The sequence below is a fragment of the Citrobacter cronae genome, from assembly GCF_016893685.1.
Taxonomy (GTDB): domain Bacteria; phylum Pseudomonadota; class Gammaproteobacteria; order Enterobacterales; family Enterobacteriaceae; genus Citrobacter; species Citrobacter werkmanii.
Genome location: NZ_CP069763.1, coordinates 1,004,067 through 1,019,897, shown reverse-complemented (window position 1 = coordinate 1,019,897; position 15,831 = coordinate 1,004,067). Strand labels below are relative to the sequence as shown.

At 54.8% G+C, this 15,831-nt stretch carries 18 protein-coding genes; 8 read left to right on the top strand and 10 right to left on the bottom strand.

The window, feature by feature from the left end; translation table 11 throughout:
* Positions 1 to 20: 20 nt before the first annotated feature.
* Together nikR and JSN25_RS04555 are read right to left on the bottom strand one after the other, a co-directional pair.
* Positions 21 to 422: a nickel-responsive transcriptional regulator NikR gene (gene nikR, locus JSN25_RS04560; protein WP_006687486.1), complete on the bottom strand. Its 402-nt coding sequence runs from the start codon at positions 420 to 422 to the stop codon at positions 21 to 23.
* Between the two features lie 91 nt (positions 423 to 513).
* Entirely contained in the window at positions 514 to 1,374 is an 861-nt protein-coding gene (locus JSN25_RS04555; protein WP_160955342.1) for a LysR family transcriptional regulator, read from the bottom strand.
* Positions 1,375 to 1,473: 99 nt separating this feature from the next.
* On the opposite strand from JSN25_RS04555, the gene JSN25_RS04550 reads away from it, so the two are divergent.
* Positions 1,474 to 1,980 carry a phenolic acid decarboxylase gene (locus JSN25_RS04550; protein WP_038635035.1) on the top strand — a complete coding sequence of 169 codons (507 nt, stop codon included), beginning with the start codon at positions 1,474 to 1,476 and terminating at the stop codon, positions 1,978 to 1,980.
* Here JSN25_RS04550 and acpT read toward each other — a convergent pair.
* Complete coding sequence (gene acpT, locus JSN25_RS04545; protein ID WP_204525474.1) at positions 1,972 to 2,562, bottom strand: 4'-phosphopantetheinyl transferase AcpT; 591 nt, start codon at positions 2,560 to 2,562, stop codon at positions 1,972 to 1,974. The genes JSN25_RS04550 and acpT overlap by 9 nt on opposite strands.
* 62 nt (positions 2,563 to 2,624) lie before the next feature.
* Positions 2,625 to 3,674: an AI-2E family transporter gene (locus JSN25_RS04540; protein WP_032940622.1), complete on the bottom strand. Its 1,050-nt coding sequence runs from the start codon at positions 3,672 to 3,674 to the stop codon at positions 2,625 to 2,627.
* Between the two features lie 133 nt (positions 3,675 to 3,807).
* Here JSN25_RS04540 and JSN25_RS04535 point away from each other — a divergent pair, with 133 nt between their 5' ends.
* Entirely contained in the window at positions 3,808 to 5,025 is a 1,218-nt protein-coding gene (locus JSN25_RS04535) for an MFS transporter (RefSeq protein ID WP_038635029.1), read from the top strand.
* Positions 5,026 to 5,028: 3 nt separating this feature from the next.
* On the opposite strand, the gene JSN25_RS04530 is transcribed toward JSN25_RS04535, so the two are convergent.
* Both JSN25_RS04530 and JSN25_RS04525 read right to left on the bottom strand, forming a co-directional pair.
* Complete coding sequence (locus tag JSN25_RS04530; protein ID WP_016154847.1) at positions 5,029 to 5,586, bottom strand: DcrB family lipoprotein; 558 nt, start codon at positions 5,584 to 5,586, stop codon at positions 5,029 to 5,031.
* A 72-nt stretch (positions 5,587 to 5,658) separates the two neighbouring features.
* Complete coding sequence (locus JSN25_RS04525) at positions 5,659 to 6,324, bottom strand: 7-cyano-7-deazaguanine/7-aminomethyl-7-deazaguanine transporter (protein WP_038635023.1); 666 nt, start codon at positions 6,322 to 6,324, stop codon at positions 5,659 to 5,661.
* A gap of 168 nt (positions 6,325 to 6,492) precedes the next feature.
* Between JSN25_RS04525 and tusA the strand changes: the two genes are divergently transcribed.
* The gene (tusA, locus tag JSN25_RS04520) at positions 6,493 to 6,738 is read left to right on the top strand and encodes a sulfurtransferase TusA (protein ID WP_038635021.1); all 246 of its coding nucleotides are present in this window, start codon (positions 6,493 to 6,495) and stop codon (positions 6,736 to 6,738) included.
* A 75-nt stretch (positions 6,739 to 6,813) separates the two neighbouring features.
* Here the strand turns inward: tusA and zntA are convergent, their stop codons facing one another.
* Both zntA and JSN25_RS04510 read right to left on the bottom strand, forming a co-directional pair.
* Positions 6,814 to 9,012 (bottom strand): Zn(II)/Cd(II)/Pb(II) translocating P-type ATPase ZntA, encoded by a 2,199-nt coding sequence (gene zntA / locus JSN25_RS04515; RefSeq protein WP_204525473.1) that lies wholly within the window; start codon positions 9,010 to 9,012, stop codon positions 6,814 to 6,816.
* A 75-nt stretch (positions 9,013 to 9,087) separates the two neighbouring features.
* Positions 9,088 to 9,714, bottom strand: coding sequence for a lysoplasmalogenase (locus JSN25_RS04510; protein ID WP_038635015.1), 627 nt, complete (start codon positions 9,712 to 9,714; stop codon positions 9,088 to 9,090).
* A 141-nt stretch (positions 9,715 to 9,855) separates the two neighbouring features.
* On the opposite strand from JSN25_RS04510, the gene JSN25_RS04505 reads away from it, so the two are divergent.
* Entirely contained in the window at positions 9,856 to 10,215 is a 360-nt protein-coding gene (locus JSN25_RS04505) for a DUF2500 domain-containing protein (protein ID WP_038635012.1), read from the top strand.
* Positions 10,216 to 10,314: 99 nt separating this feature from the next.
* On the opposite strand, the gene JSN25_RS04500 is transcribed toward JSN25_RS04505, so the two are convergent.
* Together JSN25_RS04500 and rsmD are read right to left on the bottom strand one after the other, a co-directional pair.
* A complete protein-coding gene (locus JSN25_RS04500; protein WP_042311836.1) occupies positions 10,315 to 10,590 on the bottom strand; it encodes a DUF1145 family protein in 276 nt (91 codons plus the stop codon).
* Complete coding sequence (gene rsmD, locus JSN25_RS04495) at positions 10,580 to 11,176, bottom strand: 16S rRNA (guanine(966)-N(2))-methyltransferase (RefSeq protein WP_204525472.1); 597 nt, start codon at positions 11,174 to 11,176, stop codon at positions 10,580 to 10,582. Before rsmD ends, JSN25_RS04500 begins: the two co-directional genes overlap by 11 nt.
* Before the next feature lie 276 nt (positions 11,177 to 11,452).
* Between rsmD and ftsY the strand changes: the two genes are divergently transcribed.
* From ftsY to rpoH, 4 genes are all read left to right on the top strand, one after another.
* The gene (gene ftsY / locus JSN25_RS04490; RefSeq protein ID WP_085049033.1) at positions 11,453 to 12,979 is read left to right on the top strand and encodes a signal recognition particle-docking protein FtsY; all 1,527 of its coding nucleotides are present in this window, start codon (positions 11,453 to 11,455) and stop codon (positions 12,977 to 12,979) included.
* 2 nt (positions 12,980 to 12,981) lie between these two features.
* Positions 12,982 to 13,650: a cell division ATP-binding protein FtsE gene (gene ftsE / locus JSN25_RS04485; RefSeq protein WP_006687468.1), complete on the top strand. Its 669-nt coding sequence runs from the start codon at positions 12,982 to 12,984 to the stop codon at positions 13,648 to 13,650.
* A complete protein-coding gene (ftsX, locus tag JSN25_RS04480) occupies positions 13,643 to 14,701 on the top strand; it encodes a permease-like cell division protein FtsX (protein ID WP_038635001.1) in 1,059 nt (352 codons plus the stop codon). Before ftsE ends, ftsX begins: the two co-directional genes overlap by 8 nt.
* A 269-nt stretch (positions 14,702 to 14,970) precedes the next feature.
* Positions 14,971 to 15,825, top strand: a complete 855-nt coding sequence (gene rpoH / locus JSN25_RS04475) for an RNA polymerase sigma factor RpoH (RefSeq protein WP_038634997.1) — start codon at positions 14,971 to 14,973, stop codon at positions 15,823 to 15,825.
* Positions 15,826 to 15,831: the final 6 nt, after the last annotated feature.

Genomic DNA, 15,831 nt, shown 5'->3' with positions numbered 1-15,831 from the left:
TCCGGCAACGAAACAGGCAATCACTCTTCTTTCGGCAGGCACTGCAAATGACCGTGGCGTACGCCGCGCTGGGAAATGACGTCATCGGCAAAATGCTGTACATCGCCCATGTCGCCTTTCAGCACGGCGATTTCCAGGCAGTCGTCATGGTTGATATGCACATGTAATGTGGCGACCGATAAATCATGGTGGTGGTGCTGGGTGGAAACAATACGGCTCGCCAGGTCGCGCTTCTCATGCTCATAAACATACGAGAGTACCGCGAAGCCCTGGGTGCCGTGCTCCTGGGTGGTTTCTTGCGCCAGCGCCCCGCGCAGAATATCGCGGATCGCTTCGGAACGGTTGTTGTAGCCACGGCGCTGGCTCAGGCCGTCGAGCGTTTCCAGTAAATCGTCATCGAGGGTAATGGTGACTCGTTGCATCTGCAATTAACCTTTCATGTGGCGCGTTGACGCACAGAGAATGCGGGAATTAGCGTATTTTGTAACACACGTTCGGCCTCTGGGGAAAAGGTTAATGCTCCCGCAATAAACGCAGTAGCGTGCTCACCTGCTCATCCAGCGGCGCGAGAGTATCTTTAACGATCAGATGCAGCGGCGTGGCGCGGCGAGCGCCATGGCTTAACGGCAGCGGACGTAAAAGCCCCTGGGCCAATTGCGTCTGAATACGCTCCTCAGGCAGCCAGCCGTAACCGACTTGATACATCACTGCATCAATCGCGGCATCAATGGTAGAGAAGGTCCAGGCATCGCGAACCGGTTGCTGCGGGTTGTCGCGATCGGCAATGCGAATCAGTGGCCACGCGCGTAATGCCTCTTCATCCAGCGGCGCATTCAGCGTGCAGAGTGGGTGATCGCGATGGGCAACGGCCACGAAGTCAATGTTCATCAGCCATTCACCACGCCCGGTCACATCCTGACGCCGGGTCAGGACCATTACGTCCGCATCGGCATGCGCTGCCAGCCTGTCGTCTGCATTTTCCAGTACCTCGGTCAGCCGCACCTGCGTTTGCGGCCACGCCTGCTGAAACTGTTTGAGGATTGCGAACAGGCGTCTGCGTGGGAAGATGCTATCTACCAGCAAATCCAGCCGTGTTCGTGTGCCGTTTTGCAGCGTTGCTGCCCGGGTCTCCACCCATAAAAAGGCCTTCAGTAACGGTTTGACCTGAGCTAGCAAAAGCTCGCCCGCCGGGGTCAACACCGCCCTGCGGCCTTCCGGCGTCAGCAGCGTCACGCCGAGTCGCTCCTGCAATAGCGCCAGATTGTAGCTTACCGATGACTGGCTACGGTTGGTCTCTTCCGCGGCTTTCGCAAAGCTGCCCAGTTCCACCACTTTCTCCAACAGGGCCCATTGCTCAAGGGTTGTTTTGTGCATAACTTATCTAAAAATTGAATGAATATGATGTAAACATAGCGTTATTCATCCAATTTTTGAAGCGTTAAGATCCTCGCATCAAGTAAGAGGAGAACGAATATGAGCGCTTTTGATAAACATGATTTGAGCGGATTTGTCGGCAAACATCTGGTCTATACCTACGATAATGGCTGGAATTACGAGATTTACGTAAAAAATGAGACCACGCTGGATTACCGCATCCACAGCGGTATTGTGGGTAATCGTTGGGTGAAAGATCAGCGGGCATATATTGTGCGGGTAGGGGCGAGTGTTTATAAAATTTCCTGGACCGAACCGACCGGGACCGACGTCAGCCTGATCGTAAACCTGGGCGACAAACTCTTTCACGGCACCATCTTTTTCCCGCGCTGGGTGATCAACAATCCGGAAAAAACGGTGTGCTTCCAGAATGATCATATTCCGCTGATGATGTCGTATCGCGATGCGGGTCCGGCGTATCCAACCGAGGTGATTGATGAGTTCGCGACCATCACCTTCGTGCGCGACTGCGGGGCAGATAATGACGACGTGATTGCCTGCGCGGCGAGTGAGTTGCCGAAAAACTTCCCGGAAAATTTACGCTAAGGCTTCCAGACGCTGCACGGCGTCGGCGGTCAGGGTAAATGGCGTGGGGGTGCACACCGCCAGGCTCAGGGTATCGATCTGGCACTGGCTGACGGAGAGTGAGGAGGTCAGCGCGGTGCTATCGACGCTGACGATTTGCCAGGCGCTGCCGCCACGCTGTTTTACTATGGCTTCTTTGCGCGTCCAGATGCGCCAGAACGCCGCCAGCTGTTGCTCCGGGCGTTCGGCTTCAACTTCAGCATGTTCCCCAAGACTGAATACCGTATTTGCCAGCGACTGCCAGTTATCGCGGGGGCGAATAACTTCAATATCGCAGCCGACTTCCCCTTCGTCGCTGAGCAGCAGGACGATGTCATCGCCGCTATGGCTGAGATTGAACCACAGCGGCGTATCAGCGGGAAAAGCGGGTTTCCCTTGCTCGCCGTAGACAATGTCCGGCAATGGCGAAAGGGCATGGGAAAGCAGCACACGGCCTGCCAGCCAGCGTGCCCGGCGAGCACCTTGCGGCGCTTGCTCTTTCATCGCGGCAGGCAGTTCGCTAGCGCTTAAAACAGAAACTTTCCCAAGAACGAGCTGATACATATCAGGACTAACCTTTAGTAATAATGGGGTTGTGTATCATTCTTCACGTGCCATTTGCAAGTTTATCCCGGTAATCGACTTTTGGGCCTGCCTGGTCCGAGCAAAATTGCCAGTTTGCTGCCGCCTTTGGTGGTTTCCATCCAGATTTTACACACGCTGGTTAACGGCACGGAGAGTAACATGCCGACCGGGCCGAGCAGCCATCCCCATACCAACAGGGAGAGAAAGACGATCAGCGTCGATAATCCCAGGCGGTGCCCCATCATACGGGGTTCGAGAATATTACCAATCACCATATGCACGACCAGAAACAGCGCGCCAACCAGCACGCATTCGTAAATGCCGTTGAACAGCAACGCCTGAATCATGGGCGGGACGGCGGAAATGACCGAGCCAATGTTGGGCACGTAGTTTAGCAGGAATGCCAGCACGCCCCACATCAGAGCAAACTGAATCCCCATCAGCGCCAGCCCGAGCCAGACAATGGCGCCGGTCCATAAGCTGAGCAACGTTTTCAGCGCCAGATAGTGTGAAACGCCCTTCAGCGCCCGATGCAGCCCCGCAATATGAATCTGCGGATTGTTTAACGCAAAGCGCAGCTTATAAGGAACATGGCGCACTTCAAACAGCATAAAGACGACCGTCATTACCAGCAGGACGACGCTGGCCATGGCGCCGGAAAGACTCGTCATTAGCGTGGTCGTGAAGGTCATCAGTTTGTCGGAGTCCATACGCTGCAACATGCGCTCCGGGGACATATGCAGGTTCAGAAAGGGGACCATTTCTTGCAGATACAGAACTTTGCGCGTCAGCTCCTTATTGTACTTTGGCAGCATGGCCATGAACTCAGTGATCGACGATGCCAGCACGCCAACCAGCGCCGTAAGAACAATCAGCATTACCACGACCACTAACGTAATGGCTACCGGGCGACGCACACCCCGGCGAATAAACCAGGTGACCAGCGGGTTCAATACGATGGCAAAAAAGAGCGCCAGCAACAGTTGCACAATGATATCCGCCGCGGCATGGATGCCCGCGAGGATCACCACCAAAGCGGCCAGTTTGAGCAGAATATGCATACCCGTTTTATCGGGTTGAGCGGTTGTCATGTTTTCTTCCTGTTTGCGTTTTTGCATTAAGTGTAGCGGTTGGCTTGCGTCTGTTATTCCTAAACTGGCTGCTGATTTATGGTCTGCAACATGGTAGAAATGAAACACTGTTGTGAAAATGTGGTGACCTTCCATGCCCGAACCCGTCGCTGAACCGACGTTAAGCGGTTTGCGCCTTAATCTGCGCATTGTTTCGGTGGTGATGTTTAACTTCGCCAGCTATCTGACCATCGGCCTGCCGCTCGCGGTATTGCCCGGCTATGTCCATGATGTGATGGGATTTAGCGCCTTCTGGGCGGGACTGGTCATCAGCCTGCAATATTTCGCCACGCTGCTGAGCCGCCCTCATGCCGGTCGCTATGCCGATCTGCTGGGGCCGAAAAAAATCGTGGTCTTCGGGCTGTGCGGCTGCTTTTTAAGTGGCCTGGGTTACCTGCTGGCAGGATCAACCCAAGATTGGCCGCTGGTAAGTTTGTTGCTGTTATGCATCGGGCGGGTGATTCTGGGCATCGGGCAAAGCTTTGCCGGGACCGGCTCTACGCTATGGGGCGTGGGAGTTGTTGGCTCAATGCATATCGGACGGGTGATTTCGTGGAACGGCATCGTGACCTATGGCGCGATGGCGATAGGCGCTCCGCTGGGCGTATTGTGTTACGCCTGGGGTGGCTTACAGGGGCTGGCGCTGACCGTGATGGGCGTGGCGCTGCTGGCGATACTGTTGGCGCTCCCTCGACCGGCGGTGAAGGCCAGCAAAGGCAAGCCGTTACCGTTTCGCGCTGTGCTCGGGCGCGTCTGGTTGTACGGCATGGCGCTGGCGCTGGCCTCCGCCGGATTTGGTGTGATCGCCACCTTTATCACGCTGTTTTATGATGCTAAAGGCTGGGACGGCGCAGCTTTTGCGCTGACGCTTTTTAGCTGTACATTTGTGGGGACTCGTTTGTTATTCCCAAATGGTATCAACCGGTTAGGTGGGCTCAATGTCGCGATGATCTGTTTTAGCGTCGAGATTGTTGGACTGCTGCTGGTGGGCATGGCCTCCATGCCGTGGATGGCGAAAATCGGCGTTCTGCTGGCAGGTGCCGGGTTCTCGTTGGTTTTCCCGGCGCTGGGCGTGGTGGCGGTAAAAGCCGTCCCGCAGCAAAATCAGGGCGCTGCGCTGGCGACCTATACGGTGTTTATGGATTTATCGCTGGGCGTTACCGGGCCGCTGGCCGGGCTGGTCATGACGTGGGCGGGCGTACCGGTTATCTACCTGGCGGCGGCCGGGCTGGTGGCGGTAGCGCTACTGCTGACCTGGCGGCTAAAAAAACGGCCTCAGGTGGCGTCACCGGAGGCCGAGTCTTCGTCTTAACCGTTACTGGATAACCAGCGTGTTAATGATGTTTTCTGCGGTCGTTTGCGCTTTTTGCTGATCGTCAGCCGGCAGCGTGATTTGCAGCGTCAGCAGTTGGTTGTCCACTTTACCCAGCACCACGGAAGAGTAAGCGGTCTGGCCTTTGGCCGAGATGATGCTGTCTAACTGTTGCAGCGTGTGGCCTTTCAGCTCAATAGATTTATTGGTGACGACCTGCAACTGCGGGTCGCGGCTACGCTGCTGATCTTCCAGACGTTTTGCCAGTACGGCAAGATCTTCGTTGGTATTGTCGCCGACAATCACAATCACCGCTTTCTGGCCGGTTGCGTCAGAATATACGTGCATATTGTTTGCCTGGGTGCCCAGCTTGCCGCTCTGATCGGTCATATCCGCTGGCAGGGAAAAACTGAGTTTGCCGTCCAGCAGGCTGACCGGTTGTCCGGTGGCGCTACTCTCTGCGGCAGCACCTTCTGCTGGCGCTTTTGTATCGCTATTATCACAGGCCGCAAGCCCCATAACCAGCAGGCCAATACCGACATATTTAACCAGATTGCGCATTGACTTCTTCCTTTCGATAAACGGCCATAACGGCTCATTCGACCATATTATCACAACTCGGAAAATGAACCTTTAACTCGTCTGCAATGCAGATATTTCAGATTTATCTGCCAACCTTTTCAGTAACATATTCAGCAGCACGCCGTACATCGGCAGGAAGAAAATAATGCTGATCAGTACCTTGAAGCAGTAGTCGACCAGCGCGATTTCCATCCAGTGCTCGGCCATAAAGGCATCCGGGCTGCGCCAGAAAGCGATAAAGAAAAAGGCCAACGTATCGCTGATGTTGCCAAACAGCGTGGAAGCCGTCGGCGCCAGCCACCAGCGACGGCTCTGACGCAGGCGGTTAAAGACATGTACATCCAGAATTTGTCCCAGCGCGTAAGCCATAAAGCTGGCGGCGGCGATACGGGCGACAAACAGGTTAAAGTGCAGCAGCGCGCCGAATCCCTGCCACGATCCCATATAGAACAGTGATGAAACAACATAGGAGATCAGCAGCGCGGGGATCATCACCGCAAAGATGATACGTCGTGCCAACGGCGCGCCAAAAATACGCACGGTCAGGTCGGTCGCGAGGAAAATAAACGGAAAGCTAAAAGCGCCCCATGTGGTATGGAAACCAAAAATGGAGATCGGTAGCTGTACCAGATAGTTGCTGGAGGTGATCACCAGCAGATGAAATAGCGATAGCCAAAACAACGCTTTTACGCGCTGAGATTGTGTAAACGGAGTCATATTGTGACCTTTTTGTTGGATGGGGTGAGGGAACCCAATAAAAAACCGTCGCATGATACTGCTTTAAGAGCACATTGCAATGGTTGTTTTTCACGCAATCGTTAACCTGATTGGCTTACGCCACAACAGAGCGTAAAATAACGCCGTTTTTGCATGAATGAGACTACGATGAGCGATCTGTTTACCTCTCCCGACCATACGCTTGATGCTCAGGGACTACGCTGCCCGGAACCTGTAATGATGGTGCGTAAAACTGTGCGCGGTATGCAGGCGGGTGAAACGCTGCTGATTGTCGCCGACGATCCGGCGACAACCCGCGACATTCCCGGCTTCTGTACCTTTATGGAGCATGAACTGGTAGCCAAAGAGACCGACTCGCTGCCTTACCGCTATTTAGTGCGCAAAGGTCATTAAGCGAAGCGCCATCCGGCCTACAAAGACGGTGTAACCTGTAGGCCGGATAAGGCAACGCCGCATCCGGCACACACATTATCCTTTACGCAACAACCGCAACGCGTTCGCGGTCACCAGCACCGTCGCCCCCGTATCAGCCAGCACCGCCAGCCACAGTCCGGTTATCCCGAGCAGCGTGGTGACGAGGAAAATCCCCTTCAAACCCAGCGCAATCGCAATGTTCTGGCGAATATTGGCATGGGTGGCGCGCGCCAACTGAATCATTTGCACCAGGCCACGCAGACGGTTGTGGGTCAGGGCGGCATCGGCGGTTTCCAGGGCGACGTCGGTTCCGCTACCCATGGCAATGCCGATGGTCGCCGCTTTCATCGCCGGGGCGTCGTTGATGCCATCGCCGACCATTGCCAGCGGCGACTGTTGGTTGAGAGAGGTAACGGCTCGCACCTTATCCTCCGGCAATAACCCCGCTTTGAATTCCAGACCCAGCTCCCCGGCAATGGCTGCTGCCGCGCATGGGTTATCACCGGTCAGGATCACCCCTTTCACGCCGATCTGATTGAGCTCGCTGATGGCAGTGCGGGCGTCGTCGCGCAACGTATCCTGTAGGGCCAGTACGCCGAGAACGGTATCGTTACGCAGCACCAGCACCACCGTCTGGCCCGCGCTTTCCAGCTCGCTTATCTGTCCGGCAAAGGCATCGGCAGGCTGCTTACCGGCGGCGCAAATCAGCACGCGCTCGCCGTTGATCAGCGCTTCTATTCCGGAGCCAACCAGCGCCCGCTGTTCTTCCGCGACAGGAATTGTCAGCTCGCGCGTTTGCGCTTCCCGAACAATCGCCTGCGCCAGTGGGTGTGTTGCACCTTGCTCTACCGCCGCTGCCAGCGCCAGCAGTTCAGCCTCATCAATACCGCTTGCCGGATGAATCGCCGTCACGCGCGGTTTACCGATGGTCAGGGTGCCGGTTTTATCAAACGCCACCTGCGTGACTCTACCCAACTGTTCCAGTGCCGCACCGCCTTTAATGAGTGCTCCACGACGCGCCGCGGCGGCAAGACCAGAGGTAATCGCTGCGGGAGTTGAGATAACCAGCGCGCACGGGCAGCCAATCAGCAACAGCGTCAGTCCTTTATAAATCCACTCCTGCCAGGAGCCGGCAAACAGCAGCGGCGGGACGAGGGTAACCAGCAGCGCAACCGCCATAATAGCGGGGGTATAAATTCGGCTGAAACGGTCAATAAAGCGCTCAATGGGGGCGCGGCGTTCTTCCGCTTCTTCAATCAGCTTCAGAATGCGATCGATAGCGCTGGCGCCCGGCTCGGAGAACACTTCCAGCGTAACCAGACGATCCACGCTGGTGGCCCCCGCCGGGACTTTCTCGCCGGTGGCGCGTTCAACCGGGATCGATTCGCCGGTCAGGGCGCTTTCATCAAAGCTGGCAAAACCGGAGACCAGCTTACCGTCGGCGGGTAAACGTCCACCGGCGGCAACTTCAATAACATCGCCAGGCCGGAGCGTATTGATTGCGACCTCTTCGCGTTCGCCATTACGCAGGCGCGTGGCGGTTTCTGGCTTGAGTGCCATCAATGCGCTAACACCTTTGCGGGCGCGGCTGGCGGCCCACCCTTCCAGGCGCTCGCCAATTAAAAACAGCAGTAGCACCATGGCGGCTTCCGCCGTCGCGCCGATAAACAGTGCGCCAATCGCGGCCACGCTCATCAACGTTTCAATGGCGAAGTAGCTGCCGGTTTTCATCAGACGCAGGGCCTGGCGGGCAATGGGATACAAGCCGACCAGCGTGGTGGCGATAAACGCTATCTGACCGAAAGGATGATTGAACTGCTCCAGCCCCCAGCTAATCGCCATCATGATTATCAGCGAAATCAGCGGCAGGTTCTCTTTCAGACGTGATTCGGGGGCGGCTTCCGGCGCTTGTTCATCGCGTAGGGCATAACCTGCCTTTTGTACCGCGCTTTCAACTTGCTGACGGATATCAGAACCCGCGTCGACGACCAGTTTTTCGGTGGCGAACAGCACCTGGACCTGGTTGACGCCGCTCACCTGGCGGACCGCATTTTCCACTTTTCGGGCGCAGGCGGCACAGTCCATTCCTGCCACTTTCCAGGAATAACGGGTGCCCATTACGCTTTCGGATACGGTGGTAGGGGTGGAGCAACTTCCTTCGCAGCAGCAGTCGTCCGCCTTTTTTGGGGCTGGCGCTGGCTTGAAAGAAGAAAATTGTGGGGCTTTTTTGCCAGGGGCATCGGGCGTCGACATGGCATCCTCCGGTTAATAATCATTTCGTATTAACCGAAGGATACACTCTGGAGTCGACTCCAGAGTCAAGCGATATTAGAGATACAACGAACGAACAATCAGGAAATGTCCGGCGAAGTAGCAGGCGGCGGCAATGGCGTTATCGGCGCGGAAGCGGCGGCGATAATGGCTACCCAGCCAGACAAAATTGCCGATGAACAATAATGAGGCGCCGAGGAATGCCGACAGCGCGGGGCCAGTGGGACGGAAGAACCACAGTTCGCCCGCCATCCAGACCATCATCAGCGTGATGCCGATAAAAGTACAGATGGCTAAACGCAGCTCTTCCAGCCGTGTCCAGATGATGGCGATCAGCAACGCCCCCAGCACCACCAATACCAATGGCAAAGGCCAGAAGAACGACAGCGTCATTTGGCTGGCGAAATAGATGGTATACAGCAGGTGCGAGAGGAAAAACGCCCCCACGGCGTAGAGCAGACGTTGGCGCGGCAACAGCGTCAGCGCATCGCCCAGCAGTGAGGCAAGCAGCCCTGCCAGCACCAGATAGCTGATGGCGTTAAACATTGGCGCCTGCCAGGCCAGCAGCGCCAGCAGGAGTAAAGTGAGGGGTTTAAAGACCCAGCGTTGCCAGGCGGGCCCACGATAGGAAGCATCCACGAACAGCCATGCGGAAAGGCAGACAGCGATAAACGACCAAAGCATCTTAGTTCCTTGAATTCGTTATTTTTTCGTAAGCGGGGTGCTTACGGCTCTATTGTTCAGTGTAGAGGTCGACACTGCCAGATGACAACACCATAACAGGCAATGTATGCTTATTTCCGCATTTTCTGATGGGTTAATACTATGAGCAAACCGCCACTTTTTTTCATTGTTATCATTGTCTTAATTGTTGTCGCCGCGTCGTTTCGCTTTGTCCAGCAGCGGCGTGAAAAAGCGGATAACGATGCAGCACCGCTGGTGCAAAAGCAGGTGGTAGTGAGTAATAAGCGGGAAAAACCACTTAACGATCGGCGATCCCGTCAACAGGAAGTGAGCCCGGCAGGAACCAGCATGCGCTATGAAGCCAGCTTTAAGCCGCAAAGCGGCGGTCTGGAGCAGACGTTTCGCCTGGATGCCCGGCAGTACCATGCGCTAACGGTCGGAGACAAGGGCACGCTGAGTTATAAAGGTTCGCGTTTTATTGATTTTACGGCTGAACGCTAAGGTTTCATCTGACTGATGCCGGATGGCGGTTACGCCTTATCCGGCCTACAAATTTTGTCGCCCCGGCTCGCAACGCGCCGCCGGGCGAAAACATCCCAGTTACTTCTTCAACTGGTCCTTAATCTTCTTCTGCCAGACCAGCAGCTCAAAGACGCCGAACAGGAAAATGCGGATTTTCTCCCCGCTGGTCATCTGCGGGCCATCTTTTGGCATGGTGCTTTTTAGCAGCGCCAATTGCATGCCGTGCATCAGCACCATAAAGATCAGCGCGACGTTAACGAAGATGTTAAGCGGGCGTGGGAAGGGTTGGAAAATATTCAGTAATAAAAATGCCCAGACGCAGAGCATCAACAGACGTCCCAGATTAATTAGCATCGTGCTCTCCTTGTGCTCCACGTTGATACAGGCGGTAGGCGACCTGTCCTGCCACTTTTTCACGGTATAGCGACCAGTTTACCGGAACCGGCGGCAGGCCGTTTTCGACTTCGCTCTCAACGTAAATATACGCTTCATCTGCCAGCCAACCATGGGTTTCCAGAAGCGTTAAAGTTTCTTCCAGTAATCCTTTGCGAAACGGCGGATCAACGAACACCACGTTATGCGGCGTACCAGGTTGGGCCAGAAACGCCAGCGTATTGGTGTTGACGACGCGGGCATGATTTGCCTTCAGCGTAGCAAGATTCTTTTGCAACTGCTGCGATACCGCGCGATCCATCTCCAGAAGCGTCGCATTTGCCGCATAGCGAGAGAGCGCTTCCAGCCCCAACGCGCCGCTGCCGGCGAAGCAGTCCAGGCAATGTGCATCGACCATTACCGGGGCCAACCAGTTAAATAAGGTTTCGCGTACGCGGTCAGTGGTCGGGCGCAGGCCGGGGCTGTCCGGAACCGGGAGTTTACGGCCACGCCATTGCCCGCCAATAATGCGGATCTGGCCGCTACCAGAGTGATTCGGTTTTTTCATTTCTATTATTGCTCAATCCGCCTATAGCATGTCATTCCAGGCGGTGATGTGAGTTAAGTTAACCCGTCGCCTTTCAAGTTACCTCTTCGTTAGCTGCACTTACTCACCCGAATCACTTACTAAAAGTAAGCTCATCGGGATTCGTGCGCTTGCCGCCTTGACGTAACTCGAAATTCATTGGGTATAAGTGATAGACTATTTCATCATTTTTTTAGCTGCTATGTACATAGCGTTGACGCTGTGCCATGAAGCAACAGCGGGGGAGTGTAGTCGCAAATGGCGAAAGAGAAAAAACGTGGCTTTTTTTCCTGGCTGGGCTTTGGTCAAAAAGAGCAGGCACCGGAAAACGAGACAGAACTAAAAAACGAAGAACAACAACCGGTTGCTGAAGAAACTACCGTCGTTGACGAACAGCCGCGCGCCGAGGAAACCCGTAGCGAGGCACAAACACAAGCCTTTGCTGCTGAAGTTGTTGAAGTCACGGAACAAGTTGCTGAAATCGAAAAACTGCAGCCGGAAGCAGCGCCTGTTGCCGGGCAACCGCAGCCGGAGGCTGAGGCGGTTGCTGAATCCACTGTTGAACCTGAAGTGGAAACCCCTGCGGCGGCAGTTATCGAACGCGAAGAATTGCCGCTGCCGGAAGAGGTGAAAACCGCAGATGTTTCTGCCGAAGAGTGGCAGGCTGAAGCGGAAACTGTCGAAATCGTCGAGGCGGTTGAAGAAGAAGCCGAAAACGAACCGCAACTGACTGACGAAGAACTGGAAGCGCAGGCCCTGGCTGCCGAGGCGGCGGAAGAAGCCGTCATGGTGGTGCCGGTTGAAGAACCTGCCGTTGAAAAACCGGTAGAAGAAGAGGCGGTCCAGGAGCAGGAAAAACCAACTAAAGAAGGTTTCTTTGCGCGTCTGAAACGCAGTCTGCTGAAAACAAAAGAAAACCTCGGTTCCGGATTTATCAGTCTGTTCCGCGGTAAAAAGATCGACGATGATCTGTTTGAAGAGCTGGAAGAGCAGTTGCTGATTGCGGATGTGGGCGTAGAAACGACCCGTAAGATTATTGCGAATCTGACGGAAGGCGCCAGCCGCAAGCAGCTCAAAGATGCAGAAGCGCTGTATGGCCTGCTGAAAGATGAGATGGGCGAGATCCTGGCGAAGGTTGATGAGCCGCTGAACGTCGAGGGTAAAACGCCATTTGTTATCTTAATGGTTGGCGTAAACGGCGTGGGTAAAACGACTACCATTGGTAAGCTGGCGCGTCAGTTTGAGCAGCAGGGTAAAACGGTGATGCTGGCGGCAGGCGATACCTTCCGTGCGGCAGCGGTAGAGCAGTTGCAGGTCTGGGGTCAGCGTAACAATATCCCGGTGATTGCGCAGCATACCGGTGCGGATTCCGCCTCCGTTATCTTTGATGCCATCCAGGCCGCGAAGGCACGTAACGTAGACGTGCTGATCGCTGATACCGCAGGGCGTTTGCAGAACAAATCGCACCTGATGGAAGAACTGAAAAAAATCGTTCGCGTTATGAAGAAGCTCGACGAAGAGGCGCCGCATGAAGTTATGCTGACTATCGACGCCAGTACCGGGCAGAATGCGATAAGCCAGGCCAAACTGTTCCATGAAGCGGTGGGCTTAACCGGTATCACCCTGACCAAGCTGGACGGTACGGCGAAGGGTGGGGTCATCTTCTCGGTTGCCGATCAGTTTGGCATCCCTATCCGCTATATTGGTGTGGGCGAACGTATCGAGGATTTACGTCCGTTTAAAGCGGACGATTTTATAGAGGCACTTTTTGCCCGAGAGGATTAACAATGATTCGCTTTGAACATGTCAGCAAGGCCTATCTCGGTGGGAGACAAGCGCTGCAGGGAGTGACCTTCCATATGCAGCCTGGCGAGATGGCGTTTCTGACCGGCCACTCTGGTGCGGGTAAAAGTACCCTGCTGAAGCTGATCTGTGGAATTGAACGGCCCAGCGCCGGGAAAATCTACTTCAGCGGGCATGACATCAGCCGTTTGAAAAACCGTGAAGTGCCGTTTCTGCGTCGTCAGATTGGCATGATTTTTCAGGATCACCACCTGTTGATGGACAGAACCGTATTTGACAACGTGGCAATCCCGCTGATCATCGCGGGCGCCAGCGGGGACGATATTCGTCGTCGCGTGTCAGCGGCACTGGATAAGGTCGGGCTGTTGGACAAAGCGAAAAACTTCCCGATTCAGCTCTCTGGCGGTGAACAACAGCGCGTGGGTATCGCCCGCGCGGTGGTGAATAAACCTGCGGTACTGCTGGCGGATGAACCGACGGGGAACCTGGATGACGCGCTGTCGGAAGGGATCCTGCGCCTGTTCGAAGAGTTTAACCGCGTCGGGGTCACGGTATTAATGGCTACGCATGACATCGGACTGATCTCCCGTCGCTCCTACCGCCAGCTGGTCCTGAGTGATGGACACCTGCATGGAGGCCTGGCGCATGAATAGACGTGACGCTATCAATCAAATCAAACAGTTCGGTGGCCGACTGGATCGTTTTCGTAAATCAGGCGGCGCGCCGGGTGACGGTGGTCGCAATGCGCCAAAACGAGCGAAAGCCGCGCCAAAACCGAACTCACGTAAAACCAACGTTTTTAACGAGCAGGTGCGCTATGCGTTCCATGGCGCGTTGCAGGACTTGAAAAGTAAGCCGTTGGCGACGTTCCTCACGGTAATGGTGATCGCCATCTCCCTGACGCTGCCAAGCGTGTGCTACATGGTTTATAAAAACGTAAACCAGGCGGCAAGCCAGTATTATCCTTCGCCGCAAATCACCGTCTATCTGCAAAAAACGCTGGATGATGACGCGGCGGCGCGGGTGGTTGGTCAGTTGCAGGCCGAACAGGGCGTTGAGAAAGTAAATTATCTTTCCCGCGAAGATGCGCTGGGCGAATTCCGTAACTGGTCCGGTTTTGGCGGCGCGCTGGACATGCTGGAAGAGAACCCGCTTCCTGCCGTAGCGGTAGTTATCCCGAAACTGGACTTCCAGGGGACGGAGTCGCTGAACACCCTGCGCGACCGTATTGCACAAATCAACGGTATTGATGAAGTGCGAATGGATGACAGCTGGTTTGCTCGTCTGGCGGCGCTGACGGGACTCGTGGGGCGCGTATCCGCGATGATTGGCGTGCTGATGGTGGCGGCGGTCTTCCTCGTCATTGGTAACAGCGTGCGCCTGAGTATTTTTGCGCGTCGCGATACCATTAACGTGCAGAAGCTGATTGGCGCAACCGACGGATTTATCCTGCGCCCATTCCTTTACGGCGGCGCGCTGCTCGGTTTTTCCGGCGCATTTCTTTCACTGATTTTGTCAGAAATTTTGGTGATGCGTCTGTCGTCAGCGGTTACTGAAGTGGCGCAGGTCTTTGGAACTAAGTTTGATATCAATGGTTTATCATTCGACGAGTGCCTGTTGTTACTGCTGGTGTGCTCAATGATCGGCTGGGTGGCAGCCTGGCTTGCCACGGTTCAACATTTACGCCACTTTACCCCCGATTAAAAAATCTCTGGTATAATCTTTCCCTGCACTGAGTAGTTCGCTCTGCAGGGAAAGAGTCCCTGTTATCTCTTCCCGGCGTATTCATTGTGATGTCACATTTTGTGCGTAATCTATACACATTACGACATGGAACTTGTGGATAAAATCACTGTCTGATAAAAGATTGAATGATATTCTCGTTGCTCATAAGCTCTGGCATGGTTGTTGCTACTGGTTTTTGTTAATTAGTTTTTTCCAACGCGCCAGATGAAAAGATTGAGAGGATTTGAATGACCAAAGAAATGCAAAATTTAGCTTTAGCCCCTGTTGGTAACCTGGAGTCTTACATCCGGGCTGCGAACGCGTGGCCGATGTTGTCGGCTGACGAGGAGCGGGCGCTGGCTGAAAAGCTGCATTACCAGGGCGATCTGGAAGCAGCTAAAACGCTGATCCTGTCTCACCTGCGCTTTGTTGTTCATATTGCTCGTAACTACGCGGGCTATGGCCTGCCGCAGGCGGATCTGATTCAGGAAGGTAATATCGGCCTGATGAAAGCCGTGCGCCGTTTCAACCCGGAAGTGGGTGTGCGCCTGGTTTCTTTCGCCGTGCACTGGATCAAAGCTGAGATCCATGAATACGTTCTGCGTAACTGGCGTATCGTGAAAGTCGCGACCACTAAAGCACAGCGTAAGCTGTTCTTTAACCTGCGTAAAACCAAGCAGCGTCTGGGTTGGTTCAACCAGGACGAAGTTGAAATGGTGGCTCGTGAGCTGGGTGTTTCCAGCAAAGACGTGCGCGAAATGGAATCCCGTATGGCGGCGCAGGACATGACGTTTGATATGTCTTCAGACGACGAGTCCGACAGCCAGCCGATGGCGCCGGTTCTGTATCTGCAGGATAAATCCTCTAACTTTGCCGATGGCATTGAAGAAGATAACTGGGAAGATCAGGCCGCGAACAAACTGACTCACGCCATGGAAGGTCTGGACGAACGTAGCCAGGATATCATCCGCGCCCGTTGGCTGGACGAAGACAACAAGTCGACGTTGCAGGAACTGGCCGATCGCTACGGCGTTTCCGCTGAACGTGTTCGTCAGCTTGAAAAGAACGCCATGAAAAAACTGCGCGCGGCGATCGAAGCGTAATCTTCC